The sequence below is a fragment of the Staphylococcus sp. Ze2 genome (assembly GCF_048568365.1).
GTDB classification, from domain to species: Bacteria; Bacillota; Bacilli; order Staphylococcales; family Staphylococcaceae; genus Staphylococcus; species Staphylococcus xylosus.
In genome coordinates, this window is the sequence record NZ_CP183486.1 from 118,466 (window position 1) to 139,132 (window position 20,667).

Consider the following 20,667-nt stretch of genomic DNA (forward strand, 5'->3'; position numbering starts at 1 on the left):
AGCCGAAGACTACAGGCTAAGGCAATGACCGCGGAAAGCGTGCACAAAAAACTGCTACCAAAGTCTGAGTTGACCCATTACGAGTTAGCTCACTTATATCTATATCGTAGTACAGACATTCCTTTTATCTCCTACATATTAAATAAATCATTAAACGATTCTACCATTGTAGGATGTGTGTATATATTATCTTTTAATACTTTATAAGATAATTTTTGATCTATTGCTAATTTAATTAAGTTTATAATTTCTTCTGATTGTAAACCATATAGAGATGCACCTAAAATTTCTTCATTATCTTTATTAACCACTGCTTTAAATAATCCTCTACCGTCATTGTTTATTTTATGTCTAGGGATTGAATTAACAGGTATAGCACTTTCTATAATATCATACTCTTGTTCTTTCGCTTCTTTTCCTGTTAATCCAACACGTGCTAATGGTGGATCTATAAATACTGTATAAGGTACAGCCCCACGGTTTTCCGTAGAACGTTTGCCTTTCCCGAACAATTGCTCTTTTACAATTCTGAAGTCATCTAATGAAATATATGTGAATTGCATGCCACCTTTGACATCACCTAAAGCATAAACATTGGATGCATCTGTTTGTAAATATTCATTCACTATAATTTCACCATGGTCACCAATTTTCACATCAGTATTTTGAAGGTCTAAGTCAGTATTAGGTTTACGTCCTGTTGCTATCAGTACAGCATCAGCAGCATACTCACCATTCGTTGTATGCACAATCGTCCCCTTATCTGTATCCTCAAATTTCTTAGTATCTGCATTTAAGACGATATTCACATTTTTGTCTGCTAAGTCTTTTTTGACCTCAGCAACAATATCTTTATCTTCTTTAGTCATAATATCATTACCACGCTCTAACACAGTTACTTGTGTACCAAAATTCGCAAACATTGCGGCAAATTCTAATGCGATATACCCCCCACCAACGATTACTAAATGATTAGGTTGGGATTTTAAATTCATGATACCTTCTGAATCATATAAATATTGCGAAGAATCAATACCTTCGATTGCTGGAATCATAGATTTAGCCCCTGTATTAATGACGATTTGTTCTGCACCAATAGTTCCTACAATTTCATCTTGATCATTTAATAAATTTAATTCATGATTAGATTTAAATTTAGCAGTATAATCTAACACCTCTATATTGTCATCATCATCTAAGTTATGATAATTCTTACTATTTAATGCATTGACAACATCTGTTTTTCTTGAAAATGCTTGCTCAAAAGAACCATGTTCCAGTCCTTCATGTACTAGTGTTTTGGATGGAATACAACCTATATTGATACATGTACCTCCATACATTTTTTTCGATTTTTCAATAACTGCTACTTTTCGACCTTGTGCAGAAGCAAATTTCGCTAGCGTTTTTCCACCTTTACCAAATCCTACAATGATTAAGTCAAACTGTTTCATGAGAATCCCCCTTTAATATATCTTTTAATACATCTTTTATCGTAATATTTTTATAATATGTCACTAATAAGTCTTGCTCTCTTTGATGAAATAGAGACATTGTGTGGCCTATTTCCTTGGAAATTTCACAATCACTATCCTCATCTCCAGTAAATAATCTACCTTCTGATTTTTCTTCATTGAATAATACAAATAAATCTGCAAGATTTACATCATTCGTTGATTGATTTGATTGGTAACCACCGAACTTACCACGGGTAGCATCCAAATATCGCTGTTCATTTAACTTTCTAGTAACACGTCGTAATTGCACTGGATTAACACAAATGCGTTCTGCTAATTCACCACTTGAGTATCGTTCTCCCGGATGTTTCACTAAAAAGGTCAAAAGATGTACCGCAATATTAAACTCTAAATTCATAATCATCACCTTTTAATTGTAACTTTAATAATTACATTATAACTTCTCTCAATTTAACAGCAAAGTTATTTGCTTACAATTACTATATTCCCAAATAACTTTATGTTATTAAATAAAGCAGGATAAAAATCAAAAAATAATTAGATTTCTATCCTGCTTCCAAATCTTTAATAAATATGGGAGTTTATTACTCTATATTAATTTTTTAAAACTTTACAATTATTATAATATTGCAGCTCGAATACTTACATTGTGTTCTAAATATGCTTTTAAGCAACTAAGCATATAAACCCATCCCTCTTTTTGTCCTAATAATTGCTCTACATCTTGTGTATCAAAATCTTTTTCAATTGTAGTTACTACAGTACTTTCACCAATACCTTCAAATTCAATTGTTACAGGATGATTTCCCCATATAAATTCAATACTTTTATTGTCCTCTATGCTGTTTATCTGAACCTCTAATTCTGCGTTATATTCTTCATAACATAGGGTAATGGTTTTACCTTGTTCCCATCTTTCTGAACTTGAAGAAAACCAAAAACCTCCAATTTGATTTGGGTTTACAAAAGCTTCAAACACATTTTCTTTCGGTACGTTTACTTGCATTTTTGTAACGATATCCAAGTTACACACACCCTCTCTTCAAGTTAGATACTAAAATTTCCACTTCCATTATATTCATTTTGAACTAATGTCACAAAGCACATGTCATTATGAAATTCAGAAAATTACACACTAAATATTATGAATTATAAAATTATATTTATTAAGATTGTAAATGTTAAATACTCAAATAGTAATACAATTGTAAAAAACCTATCAGTCGGTGTTATGCTAATTTCTGTTATAATTTCAACATCGCAACTATAAAATCAAGGGAGATTTCTATGAAAAATATAATCCATTCTTATTTATATTATTTGATCATGTTACTTATAGTAGGTGTAATTTTAACTTCCTTATATATTTTATATGTCTGGAAAAATGATCAACCACAAAATCAGGATTACTATAAAAATTTTTCAGATCTTACAGCCGATACAACAGAAGGCCGTGATTGGCAGATTAATACAAAGACAACAAACAATAAAGATATATTGATTACTGCTATTCATGGCGGTGGAATTGAACCGGGGACCTCTGAATTAGCAAAAATCATTTCTAAAAAAGGGAATTTTAATTTATATAGTTTTGAAGGATTATTAAAATCTAACAACGCCAAGCTGCATATTACTTCAACTAGTTTTGACGATCCTAAACTTAAAGATATGATTTATAAGTCTAACGAGTCTATTTCTATTCACGGAATTAGAGACGAGAAAAAAGTAGTCTATATTGGTGGAAAAGATAAAGATATGTCTCAATCCATCCAAAAAGAATTAGAAAAGGAAGGATTTAATGTTGAACAAAGTCCCAATTATGTAAATGGTGATTCTAATAACAACATCATCAATAAAAATGACACAGGATCTGGTGTACAATTAGAAATTTCAACAAAATATCGTAAATCTTTCTTTGATAATGGAGATTTCAACAGAAAAACACGTGAAAACACTAATAACTACAGACAATCTATTTATGATTTTGCTGAAGCCGTTACTAAAGGTATCAAGCAACAAACAAATTAAAGTTAATTACAATAGTATCCAGAACCCTTTTATTTATGAAGGCATTTCTGCATACTTGTTTTTTCAAAAGATTTTCTTTTACATTTACTTGCTTTTTAAAACAATAGGTATAAAATACTGTTTATTAAAATCAGTAAAGGAAATGACCTAATGAAAATATTAAATAAGCCTTTGTATTTTTACCTTTTACTTTTTATAATTACAACATTAGTTGGCGCAGTACTTTTATACTTACCTGTTACCGGCAAAAAGCCCATTGATTTTATAGATGCATTCTTCATAGCTTCAAGTGCCTTTACAGTAACAGGACTAACAACTGTTGATGTTTCAACACAATTCAATTGGTTGGGCGACCTTATTATTATGCTCTTAATTCAAATCGGTGGCCTTGGTATTGTGACAGTCACATTATTAACCTTCATATTAATTAATAAAAAAATTAGTATAAAAAATCGTTATCTAGCGATGGCCATGTGGAATATTGATAAACCAGGAGGAATTATACGCCTTATTCTTCAATTTGTACTATACAGTGTCGCAACAGAGATCTTAGGAGCAGTATTTATTGCCCTCTCATTCGTTCCTAAATACGGTTTTGGACAAGGCTTATTTTTAAGTATGTTTACATCAATTTCTGCATTTAATAATGCAGGTTTTGCTCTTTTCAAAGATAATTTAATGAATACGATTAACGATCCAATTATTACAATTACTATCCCGTTACTCATTATTATGGGAGGCATCGGCCCTTTAGTGTTCTTTGATTTAATCATGTCTCAAAAATTAGTAAACTTAAAATTACATTCTAAGATTGTGCTAAGCACATCACTTATATTAATTATTTTAGGTTCTATAATATTTTTCATTTTAGAGTATCATGCTACATTAAATCATTTATCGCTTCCTGAAAAAATTGGAGCTTCATTCTTCCAATCTGTCACAACACGTACTGCTGGATTTAACACTGTAGACATTGGACAAATCACTGCACCGACTTCAATGATGATGATGCTGTTAATGTTTATTGGTGGGGCTCCTATTAGTGCTGCTGGTGGTATTAAAGTAACAAGCTTAGTTTTAACTCTATTGTTCATTACCAGTACACTAAAAAATGAAACGCATCCTTCCATATTTAAACGATCCATTTCAAATAGAACTTTAAATATAGCCGTTACAATTACACTCTGTGCTACTATATTTGTCTTAAGCGTCTCTCTGATAGTCAGTATGCTCAACCCACACACGCCATACACAACTGTATTATTTGAGGTTATTTCAGCTTTTGGCACTGTAGGATTGAGCATGAATTTTACATTGGATTATCATACAGCCACGAAAATCATCATTATTGCCACGATGCTAATTGGAAAAATTGGTATTCTCACGTTTGTTCAATTGTTCATTACTGAAAAGAAATCATTATTCTATTACGCTAAAGGCAATGTACATTTATAGTTAATGCAACAAACTCAAACGGTTATTGAAAGCTAATTTTACAATTTTAATAAACTGCATAATAATTATATAGCCAAAAACAAAAATGATGATTTCCAACTTATTTAGATGGAAATCATCATTTTTGTTTTTTTAGTGCTTAGAATAGTCATTTAAAACTATTATTTTTATTCAAAGAACTTAATTAGAGTTCGATGATTTTGCTTTTCTCTTATCCATAATAATTGGTACTACAATGATTAGAATACTAATAACTAATAAAATAACTGTAATTGGAGAATGGAATAATGATAAAAAGTCTCCGTTGTTAATTAACAAATGTCTTCTTAATGATGTTTCCATCAAAGGCCCCAGTACAATTCCTAAAATTAGTGAAGCAATTGAAAAATGATATATTTTCATTAAATATCCTACAACACCAAATAATAACATAATCCAAACGTTCAATAAGTCATTGTTTGTAGCATAGGCACCAAGTAGAGAAAGTATAATAATGAATGTTGCTATAATGCTATAGGGCGCTTTTAACAATAATGTAAATACTTGAACACCTGCTCTACCAGCAACCAATGTCGTGACACTTGCGAATAACATTGCTAAAAATATTGAATATAAAAGTATAGGTTGATCTGATATAAGTTGTGGTCCTGGCTGTACACCTTGAAGTACTAAAGCTGCTAATATTACCGCAGTTGTTGGACTACCTGGTATTCCAAGAATTAGTGTAGGAATCATTGAAACTCCGGCTGCCGCATTATTAGATGTTTCAGGTGCAACTACACCTTCTGCTTTCCCTTTTCCAAATTCTTCTGGATTTTTATCTATTTTCATAGCTACTCCATAACTCACAAATGAGGCTATAGACCCTCCTGTTCCTGGCAGCACACCAAGTAGACTACCTATTGTTGCTGATTTTAAAGCAGTCCATTTATATACAAAAAAGTCTTTAAACTTGAACATACCTTGCGATAATTTTGAGGATGTATTTAGATTTTGTGGACTATTATTAGTAATTTGTGAAAATACTTCTCCTAACGCAAATGCCCCAATCATAATCGGGATATAGTCAATCCCATTCATCAACTCTAAAGTATTAAACGTAAATCTATCTGTAGCTGTTAATGGATCTAAACCTATAGTAGAAATAAAAATACCAATAAGCCCTGATATAATAGCTTTAACCATATTACTGGTGCCTAAAGCAGAAATGACGGTCATACCTAAAATGGCTAAAGCAAAATATTCTGAAGCGTGTATCTTAAACGCGACCTCTGAAAGTATAGAAGCCAGCGAAAACATTAAAATTACTGCAAAGATACCACCGAATGCTGAACTACTAATTGCTAAACCCAAAGCTTTTTTCGACTTTCCTTGCTGAGACATAGGATAACCATCGAAAGTCGTAGCTACCGCTTCTGGTGTCCCAGGCGTATTAAATAGAATAGCGGTAATAGACCCTCCATAAGCTGACCCAACATAAATTGTTGATAATAATGCAATAGCAGGCAACACATCTAAGAAATAAGTAAAAGGTAGTGCTAATACAATCGCCATAGAAGCTCCTATCCCTGGCAATGCACCTAAAAATATTCCAACTAACAAACCTAATACAACTAACATGATATTAGTAGGTTCAATTATCGTTAAAAAAGAATCTTTCAATAAGCTTATATTCATTCATTACACCTCCATATCTCAATATATAAAATTACTAATTTCAGAAAAAATTCCTATCCCTTTTGGTAGTGGTATACTTAGTATGTTTCCAAATAGGAACGTAAAAAGTATTGGAATACCTACAGAGAAACTAATAATTTGAATCTTATTTTTTGAGCCTAATAATACTAATAATAGAGGCGTTAAAAATAAACATGATAAGAAAAATCCCATCTTATTTAACACTAAAATAAATATCGCTATGCCTACAGTTATAATCATTATAATGAGCGCTGGTTTAGTAAATAGCGCATTATGCTTTGTTTTTTCTTTATTTTTCTTATATTTAACAACCTCTTTAATTAATGTATAAATAAGTAATGCAACTAGAATAAAAAGTATAAAAGTTGGTAAGCCCGACGCGCCAATTGGGTCAACGTCTCTTAAATTCTCCATATTTATTGAGTTAATCAAAAAATATATAAATATAATTAGTAAAATGAAACAAAATAATATACTTCCCATATAATCCCCCCGTTACATGATTAAATGCCTAAATCATCTGAAATTTCATCGAATTTTTCATACTCCTTTTCTAACTTTTTCTCAAATTCATCAGGACCTAAATAGCCCTCACCTATATCAACCAAATTATTTTTAGCATATTCTTTATATTCTTTAGTTTCATAAGCCTCTTTTAATTGTTTCGTCAGCTGTTTCTTGACTGCTTCTGGTGTGCCTTTTTTGATAACAAAACCTCTCCATGAACCAATATCTACATCTAAACCTTTTTCTTTTGTAGTAGGTACACTTTTAAATTCTTCTATTTTATTAATTCTGTCATCATTAAAAATAACTAGTGGCCTAACTTTATTAGATTTAACATAGTCTACAACATTCACAACTTTATCTAGATATACATCTACTTCTCCACCTAATGCTGCTGCTTTCACTTCAGATCCTGATTTATAAGGAATAAATTCACTATTTATATTGGCTTCGCTTTTAAATTTGCTAGTTGCGAAGTCATCTAAACCTGTCGAACTTGTCCCGCCAATCGTAAGTTTATCCTTCTTGCCCTTTTCAATTAAATCATCATAATTTTTGATTGGGCTATCTTCAGCAACAGATAATACATAGATATCGCTTTGAATTTGTACTAGTGGTTCAAAATCATCTAGTAACTTAACCTTTTCACTTTTATCTAAATTATCAGCAATTACTTGAGATGGTGTAATCTCTAACACATTATAGCCATCATTTTTTTGTTGAAACGTGTATAGCATCCCTAACAAACCACTACTTCCATCCTTATTAATCGGTTGGAAATTGACATTAGAGCGTTCGGAAAGAATCTGAGAATATTGCCTTACAAAAGCGTCACTAGCACTCCCTTCACCAAAAGGTATAATCATATTGATTGTTTGATTCGGATACGCTTTAATTGCCTCTTTATCTATATGACTACCAGTATTTCCTTTTGCACTGCAGCTTGCTAATAATATTGACAATGTAATGATGAGTAACCCCTTTTTTTTACTCATATTTTCACTTCCCATCCATTAAAGATATTGGAATAACTGCATTTCCTTCCATGATTCTTCTAGCAGTACGACCAGTGCCTCCTTTAATCAGTTTGTAAGCACTTTCATTTTTTTGTATGAAAACTTCAGACGAAATGGTACCACTAGGATGTCCTATCTCTATTGTGTTTAGTGCGTTTTTTTGACAAACATCAGCGGGAACTGTCCCCGGAATTTTACAAGCGGTTGCCAAACATATAGAGCCACTAACAGCAAAAGCTGGATGTAAATTGCCCATAGAAATATATCTTCCTATTATATTAATATCTTCCTTTTTAATTAAACTGCCTTGTTCTGTTATATAGTCTTTTGGTTCGCTGACTAATGTTATTTTTGGTAATGCTTCCAATTCATGATTTACATTATCTTCATCGCTAAATAATCCTAATAAAATACCTACCTTAACCCGAAGCTTTTCAATTGCTGTTGAAGTCTGTCGCTCATTGATGTCCTTTGCTAATTCAAATCCTTCAAGAGAAAAATCGCTAGCTTTGACGAAAGCAACAATATTGCCAGTATCCAATATACTAACTTTATATGTAGTTTCATCCATTTTAATATAGTCAACTAAATTTCCAGTTGGCAATAATTTTCCAGTAAATGCACCAGATGAGTCAATAAAACTTACCGTAATTTTTGCTCCTGTGCCTTCAACACCTGAAATTGAAAAATCACCTACACTTTTGATTTCACCTTGATATACAGGAACACGTACTTCCATAATTTTATTTGTATTTGTATTTAAAATTCTAACAGTTGTTTCACCATCTTCTCTCTTTACGAGACCTTCCTCAACTGCATATAAACCTACAGCCGACGCCATATTACCACAAGTAACATTGTAATCTATGCTTTTTTGATTAATTCCAACTTGCCCGAAATTATAGTAAATATCACTATCATTTGTATCCGTCATACCTACAATTGCTACTTTACTAGTAACGGAAGTACCTCCGCCAATACCATCAATCTGCCCGTTAGCAGAGCTGCCATAAATTTTTAAAATCACTTCTTCCTTCAATTTTTCATCTATAGGTAAGTCAGTATCTTTAAAAATCAAACCTCTGCTAGTTCCTCCCCTCATTAGAACACATGGGATTTTTAAACTTGTAGTATTCATAGTATGCCCCCTTGTTAATTATTGAAATATTCAGTCAACTTATATAAAGTATATATATATATATTCGATAAATAAAATATTACTTTTTTATGTTTCGTCATCAAAATATTTTATAATGCAAAAAAATTGTAGGAGGATTATATATGGATAGTATGGATTGGGAGATTTTAAGAGAATTATTTAAATGCAAAAACATCACACAAACAAGCAAAACACTGAGAACATCACAACCTGCAGTATCGTACAGAATTAATAAGATTGAACAAGAATTTAATGTGAAGATTATCCATAGAAATAAAAAAGGAGTCGTATTCACTTCTCAAGGAGAAATGATTGTAAACTATGCAATTTCCATGTTAAAAGATAATCAAAAACTTAAAGAAGATCTAATAAGTCAAGAAAATACCGTTCAAGGTATATTAAGATTAAGTGCTTCTAGTATATTTTCAAGATATCAACTTCCTAAAATTTTGTCGGAGTTTAGTCAAAAATACCCAGCAGTAGAATTTGATGTTAATACTGGTTGGAGCGAAGAGGTTTTTAAATCTGTCCATAATGACTATTCTCAAGTAGGCATACTAAGAGGAGATTATAGCTTTTCGTCAGAGAAAATTCGTTTAATGAAAGAAAAGATTTATGTCGTCTCAAAACATCCAATTGATATAACTGATTTACCTCATTTACCCAGAATATATTATAACACCGATACATCTCTAAATAAGTTAATAGATGATTGGTGGATTGGAAAATTTATAGAGCCACCTTCTATTACAATAAATGTAGACAATATGGAAACAAGTAAGGAATTTGTCCAAAATGGTTTAGGCTTTTCTATTTTGCCTGGCATTTTATTACGAGATGATGATAAGTTGTCTAAAATACCATGCTTAGACCAACAAAATAACTATATCATTAGAAATACAGATATGATTTTAAAAGAACAATATCTTAATAATACCGTAGTGAGAGCATTTTACAATTTCATGAAGGATGTTAATTTAGAATTTTAATGTACTCTATGATTATAGAACAACGATGCATTTCATATAAATATTATACTTTAATTCAATTATATGTTGTTACTCACTTCTATCTAACTTAATCAAATATGCTCTACTCTTACACATAAAAATATAAATTTACACTCAGAACTAAAATGCAGTACAATATATTTAATAATTTATATTTTTGTGTTCAATAAAATGTGAATTAATATTAAGGGAGAATGAGATGAACGATAATAAAAAGAATGGATGTATCGGTTGCTTAGGATGTTTAGTTGTAATTTTACTTATTATATTATTGATTGGCGGGTGCAGTGCTTTCTTCTATACAGAAAATAATAACGATAGTATCAAAAAAGAAACTCAAAAAAATTCTGATGCTAAAAAGAAAGATAAAGAGAAAGTGAATAAAAATCACGACACTAATAATAGCAAAAACGAAGATATTAATACTCAAGAAAATGGCTCTCAAGAATCAAATGACAATAATTACGAAGAGCCAAGTAATGCTTCTGAAAATAGCGAAAATAGTAACGCTAATGATAATGGCAATACTTATAATAATAATCAAAGCCAACCATCTAGCAACTATAATGACAGCACAAATCAACAAAACAACTCAAACACAGATATCGACACACCTGATACTAATGCACCAGAAGTTGATGCTCCAGAAAAAAATGATTTACCAAATACTCGAGATGTCGACGTACCTAAGCCTGGCGAAATAACAAAAGATATGCGAGGTTATGATTCATCTAAAGATAGAGATAACGATGGTATAATAAACGAAAAATAATCAAAAAAGACACTTCACCATTGCTAATATCAACTAATGGTGGAGTGTCTTTTTGCTTACTAATCTGCTTCATTTCTTATTTAATTTTTAATATTTGTCCTACTTTAATACTATTTGAATCCAACTTATTGTCGGATTTAATTTTGTCTACTGTTGTCTTTTGATTTTTAGCTATACTATACAGCGTATCGCCTTTCTTCACAGTATATGTCTTCACTAAATACAGTGTTTGCCCCTTGCTAATACTATCATTTTTCAAGTTATTCCATTTTTTGATATTTTCAACACTTACATTACTTCTTTTAGAAATATTATACAACGTATCGCCAGAGACTACTTTATGCGTATCTCCGGTTATCTCACCACTATTACTTGGTGCTTTTAATTTTAATGTTTGTCCTACTGATAATGTATTGTTGCTTAAATTATTCCATTTCTTAATGTCATCAATTGCTACGCCGCTTCGTCTTGAAATACTGTATAATGTATCGCCTTTAGCCACTTTGTAAGTTGAGCCAGTTATTGCGTCATCATTACCACCACCGTTTAGTTCTTTATAATGTTTTTGAACTAAACTATAAAATTGGTCCATGTTGTATCCCCACTGGTTGAAATAACCTACTGGGTCTGTATGATTCGTGCCACCCCAATATTGACTAATAGCGTTGTGACTAATAATTGTACCTGTACCTTGATTATTATCTGCCAATGATGGCGCTAGTCCATTTTGTTTCAACATTTTAGCTGCTAAATAAGCTTGGTTATTTACAGATTTAGCAAAACCATCAAATGTATTTGATCTCGTCAACTCTATTTGATAGAAATATGGATTTGCATTTGCGCCTGCACCCCAAGCTAAATAATCACTTGGTGCTGTTTGGATAATTTTATCACTACTAGCATAAGCATGTACAAAAGCACTCTGATAATTGTTATACATATAGTTTACTTCGCCTTCAATCGTACTATTAGGGTTAGCTGTTTCATGTATAACGACTCCTATAAATTTTCCTGATTTATAATTATATTTTGGTAAATTATTAATACGTGAATCTTGAACGATTTGCGCTGGTTTAATATTATTATTTGCAATATATGTATTTACGTCTTGGTAAGATCTATTTGCAAAACTACGCATTTCTACTGAATTAGAATTATGTTCTGCAACCTTATTATGTAATCGTAAATCTTCAGGTGTTAGTTGTTCTTTTAAAGCTTGAGGACTCATCTTTTGTGCTTTATCAAAATCGATTGGCTTGCTTGTATTCTCTTTCTTATCTTTTTCTGCCGTTTGCTTTCCATTATCTTCCTGTGCATATGCTACGGTAGTACTTAGTACTAAGCTCGTCGCTACTATTAATGATAAACTTAACCTATACTTCATTTAAAACACTCCTTTTATTATAGAACACTATTTTATCGCAACGTCTATATTAATTAATACATCTTAATTCTTACAGTTTATAATATTATTCAAATTTTTACAAAAAGCTTTATTATTTCATACTATTTTTTAGACATTCTATATATTAAGTGTTTTAAATATAATAAAAATGAGTAAGATTATGAAATCACAAATATCTTTGACTTCATCATCTTACTCTCACTACATTTACTTATCTTACATTTGTTTATCAATAAGTTTATTGGCCATAAAGCTTCCATTGATGCATGTTGGCGATTGCCATTTGGTACCAAGCTCAAAAATTATAAATCGATAATTACACTTGATAGTATTGCTATTAATGCAACTATAAGTACAAACACAAGTAAAGTATCAATTTTTCTTTGGTTACGTTCTTTATACGATTTTCTAAATTCTTTTAATGCCACAAAACCTGCAATTAAGACTAATAATAGACACACTAAATGTAAAACTAATGCTAATACAGCCATCTTCATCACCTCACACACTTTATTAAATTATGATTATACTTATTTGTTTTTTTAAATACTTCATGAACAATTAAATTAGAAATAGTTACTCAGTAAACTGTTAAATAGGGGAATGGTTATTTGCGTAGTCTTTATAGTATGCTACCCTTTTTATTATCTCCAAAAACGCAAAGTAATATTTCATTACTTTCAACATACATTGAGTTTTGAGAGATAAAAAAACAAACCAAATGCTAAAATGTCACTTTACTTGGTATATGATAATGACTTTACTTAATAAATAAAAAAAGCAACGCACTATATTAAAATACGTTGCTTTTTTATTATCGAATACCTATAACTAAACTGTCTCTAGCTGTTTCTATGACTTCTGTACTTATTTTATCTAAACCATTTATATCCATAATTCTGTCTATGTGCGAAAATAAGCGATGGATCAGACTAAAATTCTCTTTTGTAATTTTAATAATCGTCGTTATTGCCTCATAATCAGTAAAATCTTCGAGTTTTAAATCAAATCCTAAATCTTACCACTTATATTCTAATATGTGATGCGTCTCGTCTTTACTTAGATTATCAAATTCATGTACAAAACCTATACGCGAATATAGTTGAGGATAACGAGATAGTTTTTTTCTCTATACCTCGCATACCAATAAATATCATTGCTAAATTATGTTCATCATAAATAGCCCTTAATTGCTCTAAATGTTGCACTTTAATGCGGTCAATCTCATCTACTATAATTAAATCAATATATTTAAACATATCACTATAATGTTTACTATGTTCATGTCCATACTTATTTACAACATGCTTTTTTGACCCAAATCAATACTTGCAGTGATACTCTATAAATCATTTCTTAATTTTGTCTGTTTTCTGCTGGTGCAGTATAAAATATTTTATCCATTGATTACCTTCAGGCATAACACTTTTCATATCTTTACGAGAACTTTTTAAACTCGATACCCAGCATCAACCAAAGTCCATAACTGTTGATAATAATGATATTCATCAGGGCCTATAAGTGCTATTTTTCCTTTTAAGCTTTGATTTTTTCTTAATAGTCTTGATACCACGGTAATACCTGCTGTACGGCCACCTACAATAACAATTTGATAATGCTTACTGATTTTCCACACCCTCAAATTATTTTAATGATCCTGGAAAATCTTGATAGCCTTCTCTAATATTTACAACATTTTCAAATCCTTTGTTTTCTAAGATACCCACTGCGATTGAACTTCTAACACCCGACTGACAATGTACGTATATTTTATCCTCTTTATTAAGTGGAATATTTTCATTTAATAATTTACCATGGGGAATATTGACTGCTTGATCTAAATGCCCATTATTCCACTCTTCATCATTACGCACATCCAGTACATGTTCTTCTTTACCGGTTATATCCATACTGTGAATGGATTGCGTTTTAACTTCTGCTTTTGGCAAACGGAAACCTGTTACATTATTAAAACCAATTAATTGTAAAGTATGCGCTGCTTGTTCAACGGTAGATTTATCACCAATCAAATCTATACTTTTTTCATAATCTAAATACCAACCGATTTGGTTAATAAAGTTTTTGTTGTAAGGAATATTGATTGTCCCTTTAGTATGACCACCATGAAAGGCTTCTTTGCTACGAAGATCAAATGCTATTTTTTCATTGCTTAAACTAGGATAAACATTGTATGGTTGATATAATTCCATACCAAATTGGTTAATTTTTTTCATTTGTGTAAAATGATGTGGTGGCGCTGGTTGATTTGATGTTAATGTTTCAATGAATTTAGTTTCATCAGTTTCACTAAATGCCCAGTTATTTATTTTTTCATAACCTAGCGTAGACATTGGTACGGCGCCTAATGCTTTACCACAAGGACTTCCAGCACCGTGACCTGGCCAAATTTGAATATAATCTGGTAAACCTTTAACACTTTCTATAGATTGATACATTTGTTTCGCACTAACTTCTGTAGAACCTTCGACTTGAACTGATTTTTCTAGTAAATCGGGTCTACCGATATCACCTACAAAAATAAAATCACCACTAAATAAGCCCATTGGAACGCTTGAGCCGCCACCTTCATCAGTGAGTAAGAAACTGATACTCTCAGGAGTATGACCAGGTGTATGCAATACTTCTAATTTAATGTTACCTACATGAATAATATCTTGATGTTTAACAAAATGTGTTTGTTCAGACATATTTTTATAACTTAATTGATCATCTCCTTCTCCAGATACATATATTTTGGCGTTTAAACGTTCTGCCACATCTCGAATACCAGAAGCAAAATCAGCGTGAATATGTGTTTCTGCAGCTTGTGTAATTTTAAAACCTTCGTTATCTGCAACTTCCATATATTTTGTTAAGTCACGTACAGGGTCAATTATCATTGCTTCCCCTGTACGTTGACAGCCAACTAAATAAGATGCTTGAGATAAATGATTATCGTAAAATTGTTTAAAAAACATAATAAAAACTCCTTTTATTAATAGATTTAATTAGATGAACAAATTATGATTCGCATTTTCGGTATCACCTATATAAGTGCCTACACCGCCGTACTCAACTTCATCTTTTAATTCTTCTTTTGTAATGCCCATGACATCCATGCTCATGGTACATGCGATTAATTTAATATCTTGAGCTATCGCTTGATTAATGAGTGATGTTAATGAATCAACGTTTTTCTTTTTCATTACGTAGCGCATCATGATATTACCTAAACCGAACATATTCATTTTAGAGAGTGGCATTTTCAAAGGTGTTTTTGGCAACATAAAATCAAACATTTTTGCGACACCTTTCTTTTTAACGTTAACTGTTTGCTCTTTTTTCAACGCGTTAAGTCCCCAGAAAGTAAAGAAGATGGTTACATCTCTTCCTGCAGCTTTAGCACCATTCGCAATAATCATTGCTGCCACTGCTTTATCTAACTCTCCACTAAATAGTACAATTGTCGTACCTTTAGCAGTATGATTCACTTGTAAGTCTTTTGGTTTTTCTTTTTGAATGATAGCATTAATTCCATTATTACTTTCATCCAATTCAACTAACGTATGTCCTGTTTGTTTCACCCAGCTTTTAATGTCGCTAAGGAAACCAGGGTCAGTCACTGTAACTTCAATTTGCTCGCCTACTTCAATATTTTTCATTTCTTTACTGATGTTTACAATTGGACCTGGACATTGAAGACCACTATAGTTAAGTTGTTTACGCTCTGCTTTAATTTCTACATTTGTATTTTCTTCTAATGTATTATTATCTTCGTTTTTTGCTTCATATGCTTTATAGCCACCGTCTAAATTAACGATATCGTAGCCTTGTTCAGCTAAATACTCGCTCGCTTTAGTACTTCTAGTACCACTTTTACAGTGTACAAAATAGGTTGTGTTTTTACCTTTATTAAACGATTTAATCTTATCTACAGGATGTAATGTCGCACCATTTATGTGTGCTAGCTCATATTCTTCTTGTGTTCTTACGTCAATCAGTTGACCTTGTGCACCCAATTTTTCTAATTCTTGTTTACTGAAATTGTTGATATGGTTTTCGTTATATTGTTTCATAATATCCTCCTAATAAATACCTATAGGGGTATATTAACTGTTTGTTTACACCGTGTCAAATACCATATGGGGTATTTGACATTTTCGATTCTATCTATTATTATGATTTTAATCAATTAAAAGTGGAGGAAATAACTATGCATTATGATAAAAAAATGATTAATCGTATTAATAGAATACAAGGGCAACTCAATGGCGTTATTAAAATGATGGAAGAAGAAAAAGATTGTAAAGATGTCATTACTCAAATCAGTGCATCAAAAAGTTCAATCCAACGTTTGATGGGAATTATCATTAGTGAAAATTTAATAGAATGTGTAAAAGCAGCAGAGGATAATGGTGAAAATTCAGAAGAATTGATTAATGAAGCCGTTAACTTATTGGTAAAAAGTAAATAATGGATATTTCAACTGTTATTATGATGTTACTTATTGGGGTGTTCGGAGGCTTTATTTCGGGTCTAGTAGGTATCGGTGGTGCTATCATTATTTATCCAGCTATTTTATTATTACCGCCACTATTTGGTGTTCCTGCATACAGTGCATACATCGCTTCAGGACTTACTTCCAGTCAAGTCTTTTTCAGTACTTTAAGTGGGTCATTAAAAGCGCGAAAAAAAACAGAATTCTCCCCGTCATTAGTTATTTATATGAGTGGAGGTATGATTACAGGGAGCATGTTAGGCGCACTCCTAGCAAATTTATTTAATGCTGCATTTGTAAATACGATATATATCATCATTGCTTTACTCGCATTAATTTTAATGTTTATTAACGTAAAACCGAATTTAAATCAGTCTTCCTTTAACAAACCATTATTAGTTATGGTTGGTCTTTTCATTGGTATCATTTCAGGTATAGTTGGAGCAGGCGGCGCTTTTATTATTATTCCTATATTGTTAGTTTTATTCAAATTACCAATGAATACGGTGGCTGCTAATAGTATAGTAATTGCTTTTATATCTTCAATTGGCGCCTTTATCATTAAACTTATACAAGGTTACATTCCTTTAGAAGACGCGTTATTTTTAATAATAGGAAGTATTATCTTTGCTCCATTAGGGTTAAAATTAGGCAAAAGAGTCCCTAGTTTTGTACAAAAGTGGATTATCAGTACTTTAATTATTATTGCAATTATTCAAATTGCTTTATAAATAAGAAAGAGAAGTACAACTAATATTTGTACTTCTCTTTCTTATTTATAAAGTTAAAACCTTCTCATATAGCAAGTATATTGACGCTAAAATTAGCAAATGGTTTGTCGTCCGTTTATTATCTATATTTATGTGTAATAGTTTAAACATTGTAAAAAGTTAGTTATTTTCAAAGAAATCTTTTGAATATGTTCTTAATCTACCACAATTTTCACACAAAACATTGATCAACGTAATGGGTTCATTGCCATAAGTAGCAGATAATAATGGTAAATAGTATTGGCCATCCAATACTCTCATGTTAGGGTTATCGCAATTGCAAATACCTTTGTTTGTAGTCTTTAACTCAATAATGTTTATGATACGTTCTTTTTGTATATCAGTGAATTTTTGCATTGTCATAAACTTTTCCTCCTAACATATTACATTGTATCCATTATAATATGTTGGCTATATTAAATAAAGCTTAATTTTAAAAAAAGGCCCTCTATTAAGAGGACCACAGGATTAAAGGAGTTGCGTTCCCCTACACGTCATAGGACGCATAAGAGATTGACCCATTTAATCACTCACGCCCTAAGACGTGCAAAATTATTATAAGTTAAATACTTGTATAAGTAAAATATAAATTATCTCAAAAGCTCAAACATCTTTAGTATGCAAGACACAAAAAAGATGTTAAACGACGTAAATACCACGACCAAAATCCAAAAATAAACCACCTCGAAAGGTGGTTTATCACGGATGAAGTACTGGAGGTACTTCGTGTGTATAGCGTAACATATAAAAATTAGTTTTGCCACGCCTATATTATTTAATCCATTTTTTTATTCATCTTTTATGTATTATTTAATATTATAAACCATTACAATTATAGTTTTCTAGCTTATTCATCTTTAACAATCGATAAAAATCGCTTGTCTTTTCACTATTATTCGTTATTAAAATACTAAGCTTTATATGTATTAATACTAATAAAACAAAAATAACCCCGTAGGTATATGCCTACGGGGTTTTCAGATACAATATCTATTATTGTTCTTCTTTAACATATGGTAATAATGCCATATGACGAGAACGTTTAATAGCTAATGTCAACATACGTTGATATTTAGCTGAAGTACCTGTTACACGACGTGGTAAAATTTTACCGCGTTCTGAGATAAAACGTTTTAATAATTCTGTATCTTTATAGTCGATGTGTGTAATACCGTTTGCTGTGAAATAACAAACTTTTTTACGACGACGTCCGCCTCTTCTTGGTCCACCTGCCATGGTAACTGCCTCCCTTTAATTTATTTTTTTAAATACCGTCTAGTTTTAATGTTTATTAATCATTTATTATGATTCATGTGTTTTTATTTTCTATTAGTAAAAGATTTAGAATGCGTGTGAAACATTGTATTAAATCTTTGCGTGTGTGTGCATGTGTAATATTAATCTTATAAAATTATGGACTATTTGTCAACACGTTCAGAATAAATAAACTCACTAAACTTGAAATAAATTAAATATTTAACCATTAAGTACTAATTTTACTTCTTCACTTATATCTTTATAATGATTATTTATAAAGAAATGATCACCTTCAAAGAATCGATAATCTACTTTACCTTTTGTCAGATCTGACCATTTATATAAAGTATGAGCACAAATGGAATCTTCTTTCCCTACAAATACTGACAAATTAATATCTACTTGTCTTTCCTTAGGCTTATCGCAATAATAATCAATTGCTAGAAAGTCGTTCTTCAATGCTGGTTTCACTAGTTGCCATAACTCTTCATGATTTAATACTTCTTCCGATGTGCCACCTTTATCTCTTATAAACTGTTTGAATTCTTCATCATTCATGGCTTCTATATCATTATATTTATCCAAATACCCAATTGGTTCACTCGCACAAAGGAACATATGCTTTGGTCGATAACCTAATTGATCCAATTTATAATAAAGTTCATATGCTAATATTGTTCCTAAACTGTACCCTAATAGAATAAATTCTTCAGGTTTTTCATTAATAATTTGCTTTACTAAGTCATCTACCATATCATCAATGCTATCTAACGCCTCTTCAACTAATCTTTCACCACGTCCTGGTAATTCTAATGGCTTAAATTGAATATAACTTGGTAAATTGTTCTTCATTGGATAATATAATGCTTTATTTCCACCTGCAAATGGTATACAAAATAATGTCGTTTTAACCATATACTCGCCCCTTAAAGTATAAATTCTGTATTAAAATTCTTTGTTATATCTAATAATTCTACATCTAAATCATGGTTATCTATATCTAAAATCACTGATAATGCATACTTCCCATACACAATATCATGAAAAAATGAACACCGATGCATCATTTCATCTTCAGTTTCAACAAGTTGATAACGTCCTTGAACTGGTGTAATAGAAAAAGAATCTAATGCTTTATACATGCCTATACCAAGTAATTTTAAATAGCACTCTTTCATTGTCCACACTTCAAAAAAGCGATTAAATCGAGAAATTGAACTTTGTGCATCATTAATGTATCGATACTCTAATAATGCAAAGTATTTTTTTGCAATATCTAAATCTATAGTTTCAATTTTTTCCACATCTACGCCCACATTCGTGTCACTCACAACACATACTGAACAACCATCTGTATGAGACACATTGATATGTGTCTCTTTAGGTGAATTTAAGATTGGTTTACCATGTGCATTTTCACCAAATTGAATATGCTCAAATTGCATTCCTGAATGCGCTCGTACACAATAATACTTAAACCATTTAGAGTATTGAGGATGCCTCTTAAGATTCTGATAATCATAACCCTGTGTATTTAATACATATATCGTTTTTTTCACGTTCACACTTCCACATCACTTAATCAATCAATACAAATGAAGTAGCAAGTTGTTA

Annotated in this window: 21 protein-coding genes and 2 pseudogenes; 6 read left to right on the forward strand and 17 right to left on the reverse strand. The window is 31.2% G+C overall.

Annotated elements, in window-relative coordinates; translation table 11 throughout:
- Positions 1-131: 131 nt before the first annotated feature.
- The 3 genes from merA to ACM591_RS00550 form a co-directional block, all read right to left on the reverse strand.
- Positions 132-1,454 carry a hypothiocyanous acid reductase MerA gene (merA, locus tag ACM591_RS00540; protein WP_326026205.1) on the reverse strand — a complete coding sequence of 441 codons (1,323 nt, stop codon included), beginning with the start codon at positions 1,452-1,454 and terminating at the stop codon, positions 132-134.
- The gene (gene hypR / locus ACM591_RS00545; RefSeq protein WP_029378835.1) at positions 1,441-1,875 is read right to left on the reverse strand and encodes a redox-sensitive transcriptional regulator HypR; all 435 of its coding nucleotides are present in this window, start codon (positions 1,873-1,875) and stop codon (positions 1,441-1,443) included. The genes merA and hypR overlap by 14 nt, the downstream gene beginning before the upstream one ends.
- Before the next feature lie 222 nt (positions 1,876-2,097).
- A complete protein-coding gene (locus tag ACM591_RS00550; protein ID WP_029378834.1) occupies positions 2,098-2,502 on the reverse strand; it encodes an SRPBCC domain-containing protein in 405 nt (134 codons plus the stop codon).
- 263 nt (positions 2,503-2,765) lie between these two features.
- Here ACM591_RS00550 and ACM591_RS00555 point away from each other — a divergent pair, with 263 nt between their 5' ends.
- A complete protein-coding gene (locus tag ACM591_RS00555) occupies positions 2,766-3,506 on the forward strand; it encodes a poly-gamma-glutamate hydrolase family protein (protein ID WP_037557271.1) in 741 nt (246 codons plus the stop codon).
- Positions 3,507-3,656: 150 nt separating this feature from the next.
- The gene (locus ACM591_RS00560; RefSeq protein ID WP_029378833.1) at positions 3,657-4,961 is read left to right on the forward strand and encodes a TrkH family potassium uptake protein; all 1,305 of its coding nucleotides are present in this window, start codon (positions 3,657-3,659) and stop codon (positions 4,959-4,961) included.
- A 180-nt stretch (positions 4,962-5,141) separates the two neighbouring features.
- On the opposite strand, the gene ACM591_RS00565 is transcribed toward ACM591_RS00560, so the two are convergent.
- Genes ACM591_RS00565 through ACM591_RS00580 form a run of 4 tightly spaced genes read right to left on the reverse strand, consistent with a single transcriptional unit; the run spans position 5,142 to position 9,320 of the window.
- Positions 5,142-6,638 carry a tripartite tricarboxylate transporter permease gene (locus ACM591_RS00565; protein ID WP_326026204.1) on the reverse strand — a complete coding sequence of 499 codons (1,497 nt, stop codon included), beginning with the start codon at positions 6,636-6,638 and terminating at the stop codon, positions 5,142-5,144.
- A gap of 18 nt (positions 6,639-6,656) precedes the next feature.
- Positions 6,657-7,142: a tripartite tricarboxylate transporter TctB family protein gene (locus ACM591_RS00570; RefSeq protein WP_278197767.1), complete on the reverse strand. Its 486-nt coding sequence runs from the start codon at positions 7,140-7,142 to the stop codon at positions 6,657-6,659.
- A gap of 20 nt (positions 7,143-7,162) precedes the next feature.
- On the reverse strand, positions 7,163-8,161 hold the full coding sequence (locus ACM591_RS00575) for a Bug family tripartite tricarboxylate transporter substrate binding protein (protein ID WP_042363423.1): 999 nt from the start codon (positions 8,159-8,161) through the stop codon (positions 7,163-7,165).
- A gap of 4 nt (positions 8,162-8,165) precedes the next feature.
- Positions 8,166-9,320 carry a PrpF domain-containing protein gene (locus tag ACM591_RS00580; RefSeq protein WP_029378829.1) on the reverse strand — a complete coding sequence of 385 codons (1,155 nt, stop codon included), beginning with the start codon at positions 9,318-9,320 and terminating at the stop codon, positions 8,166-8,168.
- 143 nt (positions 9,321-9,463) lie between these two features.
- Here ACM591_RS00580 and ACM591_RS00585 point away from each other — a divergent pair, with 143 nt between their 5' ends.
- Positions 9,464-10,330, forward strand: coding sequence for a LysR family transcriptional regulator (locus ACM591_RS00585; protein WP_029378828.1), 867 nt, complete (start codon positions 9,464-9,466; stop codon positions 10,328-10,330).
- Positions 10,331-10,550: 220 nt separating this feature from the next.
- Positions 10,551-11,123, forward strand: coding sequence for a hypothetical protein (locus ACM591_RS00590; protein ID WP_029378827.1), 573 nt, complete (start codon positions 10,551-10,553; stop codon positions 11,121-11,123).
- A gap of 76 nt (positions 11,124-11,199) precedes the next feature.
- Here ACM591_RS00590 and ACM591_RS00595 read toward each other — a convergent pair whose 3' ends face one another.
- The 6 genes and pseudogenes from ACM591_RS00595 to ACM591_RS00620 form a co-directional block, all read right to left on the reverse strand.
- Complete coding sequence (locus ACM591_RS00595) at positions 11,200-12,507, reverse strand: N-acetylmuramoyl-L-alanine amidase (protein WP_029378826.1); 1,308 nt, start codon at positions 12,505-12,507, stop codon at positions 11,200-11,202.
- 323 nt (positions 12,508-12,830) lie between these two features.
- Positions 12,831-13,019 carry a hypothetical protein gene (locus ACM591_RS00600; RefSeq protein WP_029378825.1) on the reverse strand — a complete coding sequence of 63 codons (189 nt, stop codon included), beginning with the start codon at positions 13,017-13,019 and terminating at the stop codon, positions 12,831-12,833.
- 323 nt (positions 13,020-13,342) lie between these two features.
- Positions 13,343-13,935 (reverse strand): annotated as a pseudogene (locus tag ACM591_RS00605) (AAA family ATPase); the annotation flags it as partial.
- Positions 13,923-14,155: pseudogene (locus ACM591_RS00610) on the reverse strand (pyridine nucleotide-disulfide oxidoreductase); the annotation flags it as partial. The pseudogenes ACM591_RS00605 and ACM591_RS00610, both read right to left, overlap by 13 nt.
- A 16-nt stretch (positions 14,156-14,171) precedes the next feature.
- A complete protein-coding gene (gene cstB, locus ACM591_RS00615) occupies positions 14,172-15,506 on the reverse strand; it encodes a persulfide dioxygenase-sulfurtransferase CstB (protein WP_326026916.1) in 1,335 nt (444 codons plus the stop codon).
- Between the two features lie 30 nt (positions 15,507-15,536).
- Complete coding sequence (locus ACM591_RS00620; RefSeq protein WP_029378822.1) at positions 15,537-16,604, reverse strand: DsrE/DsrF/DrsH-like family protein; 1,068 nt, start codon at positions 16,602-16,604, stop codon at positions 15,537-15,539.
- A gap of 137 nt (positions 16,605-16,741) precedes the next feature.
- Between ACM591_RS00620 and cstR the strand changes: the two genes are divergently transcribed.
- Together cstR and ACM591_RS00630 are read left to right on the forward strand one after the other, a co-directional pair.
- Complete coding sequence (gene cstR / locus ACM591_RS00625; RefSeq protein ID WP_019468539.1) at positions 16,742-17,002, forward strand: persulfide-sensing transcriptional repressor CstR; 261 nt, start codon at positions 16,742-16,744, stop codon at positions 17,000-17,002.
- Positions 17,002-17,757 carry a sulfite exporter TauE/SafE family protein gene (locus ACM591_RS00630; protein ID WP_029378821.1) on the forward strand — a complete coding sequence of 252 codons (756 nt, stop codon included), beginning with the start codon at positions 17,002-17,004 and terminating at the stop codon, positions 17,755-17,757. Before cstR ends, ACM591_RS00630 begins: the two co-directional genes overlap by 1 nt.
- A 159-nt stretch (positions 17,758-17,916) precedes the next feature.
- Here ACM591_RS00630 and ACM591_RS00635 read toward each other — a convergent pair whose 3' ends face one another.
- The 4 genes from ACM591_RS00635 to ACM591_RS00650 all read right to left on the reverse strand — a co-directional run bounded on the left by ACM591_RS00635 (position 17,917) and on the right by ACM591_RS00650 (position 20,612).
- Positions 17,917-18,159: a hypothetical protein gene (locus ACM591_RS00635; protein WP_029378820.1), complete on the reverse strand. Its 243-nt coding sequence runs from the start codon at positions 18,157-18,159 to the stop codon at positions 17,917-17,919.
- A gap of 630 nt (positions 18,160-18,789) precedes the next feature.
- Positions 18,790-19,032 carry a 30S ribosomal protein S18 gene (gene rpsR, locus ACM591_RS00640; protein WP_002484306.1) on the reverse strand — a complete coding sequence of 81 codons (243 nt, stop codon included), beginning with the start codon at positions 19,030-19,032 and terminating at the stop codon, positions 18,790-18,792.
- 240 nt (positions 19,033-19,272) lie between these two features.
- Positions 19,273-19,968: a thioesterase II family protein gene (locus ACM591_RS00645; protein ID WP_029378819.1), complete on the reverse strand. Its 696-nt coding sequence runs from the start codon at positions 19,966-19,968 to the stop codon at positions 19,273-19,275.
- 11 nt (positions 19,969-19,979) lie between these two features.
- Positions 19,980-20,612, reverse strand: coding sequence for a 4'-phosphopantetheinyl transferase family protein (locus ACM591_RS00650; protein ID WP_051664362.1), 633 nt, complete (start codon positions 20,610-20,612; stop codon positions 19,980-19,982).
- Positions 20,613-20,667: the final 55 nt, after the last annotated feature.

What these genes read in the sequence shown, in the direction of transcription:
- merA (WP_326026205.1), bottom strand. Translation starts at nt 1,454, where the DNA reads ATGAAACAGTTTGACTTAATCATTGTAGGATTTGGTAAAGGTGGAAAA.
- hypR (WP_029378835.1), bottom strand. Translation starts at nt 1,875, where the DNA reads ATGAATTTAGAGTTTAATATTGCGGTACATCTTTTGACCTTTTTAGTG.
- ACM591_RS00555 (WP_037557271.1), top strand. Translation starts at nt 2,766, where the DNA reads ATGAAAAATATAATCCATTCTTATTTATATTATTTGATCATGTTACTT.
- ACM591_RS00560 (WP_029378833.1), top strand. Translation starts at nt 3,657, where the DNA reads ATGAAAATATTAAATAAGCCTTTGTATTTTTACCTTTTACTTTTTATA.
- ACM591_RS00565 (WP_326026204.1), bottom strand. Translation starts at nt 6,638, where the DNA reads ATGAATATAAGCTTATTGAAAGATTCTTTTTTAACGATAATTGAACCT.
- ACM591_RS00570 (WP_278197767.1), bottom strand. Translation starts at nt 7,142, where the DNA reads ATGGGAAGTATATTATTTTGTTTCATTTTACTAATTATATTTATATAT.
- ACM591_RS00575 (WP_042363423.1), bottom strand. Translation starts at nt 8,161, where the DNA reads ATGAGTAAAAAAAAGGGGTTACTCATCATTACATTGTCAATATTATTA.
- ACM591_RS00580 (WP_029378829.1), bottom strand. Translation starts at nt 9,320, where the DNA reads ATGAATACTACAAGTTTAAAAATCCCATGTGTTCTAATGAGGGGAGGA.
- ACM591_RS00585 (WP_029378828.1), top strand. Translation starts at nt 9,464, where the DNA reads ATGGATAGTATGGATTGGGAGATTTTAAGAGAATTATTTAAATGCAAA.
- ACM591_RS00590 (WP_029378827.1), top strand. Translation starts at nt 10,551, where the DNA reads ATGAACGATAATAAAAAGAATGGATGTATCGGTTGCTTAGGATGTTTA.
- ACM591_RS00595 (WP_029378826.1), bottom strand. Translation starts at nt 12,507, where the DNA reads ATGAAGTATAGGTTAAGTTTATCATTAATAGTAGCGACGAGCTTAGTA.
- ACM591_RS00600 (WP_029378825.1), bottom strand. Translation starts at nt 13,019, where the DNA reads ATGGCTGTATTAGCATTAGTTTTACATTTAGTGTGTCTATTATTAGTC.
- cstB (WP_326026916.1), bottom strand. Translation starts at nt 15,506, where the DNA reads ATGTTTTTTAAACAATTTTACGATAATCATTTATCTCAAGCATCTTAT.
- ACM591_RS00620 (WP_029378822.1), bottom strand. Translation starts at nt 16,604, where the DNA reads ATGAAACAATATAACGAAAACCATATCAACAATTTCAGTAAACAAGAA.
- cstR (WP_019468539.1), top strand. Translation starts at nt 16,742, where the DNA reads ATGCATTATGATAAAAAAATGATTAATCGTATTAATAGAATACAAGGG.
- ACM591_RS00630 (WP_029378821.1), top strand. Translation starts at nt 17,002, where the DNA reads ATGGATATTTCAACTGTTATTATGATGTTACTTATTGGGGTGTTCGGA.
- ACM591_RS00635 (WP_029378820.1), bottom strand. Translation starts at nt 18,159, where the DNA reads ATGACAATGCAAAAATTCACTGATATACAAAAAGAACGTATCATAAAC.
- rpsR (WP_002484306.1), bottom strand. Translation starts at nt 19,032, where the DNA reads ATGGCAGGTGGACCAAGAAGAGGCGGACGTCGTCGTAAAAAAGTTTGT.
- ACM591_RS00645 (WP_029378819.1), bottom strand. Translation starts at nt 19,968, where the DNA reads ATGGTTAAAACGACATTATTTTGTATACCATTTGCAGGTGGAAATAAA.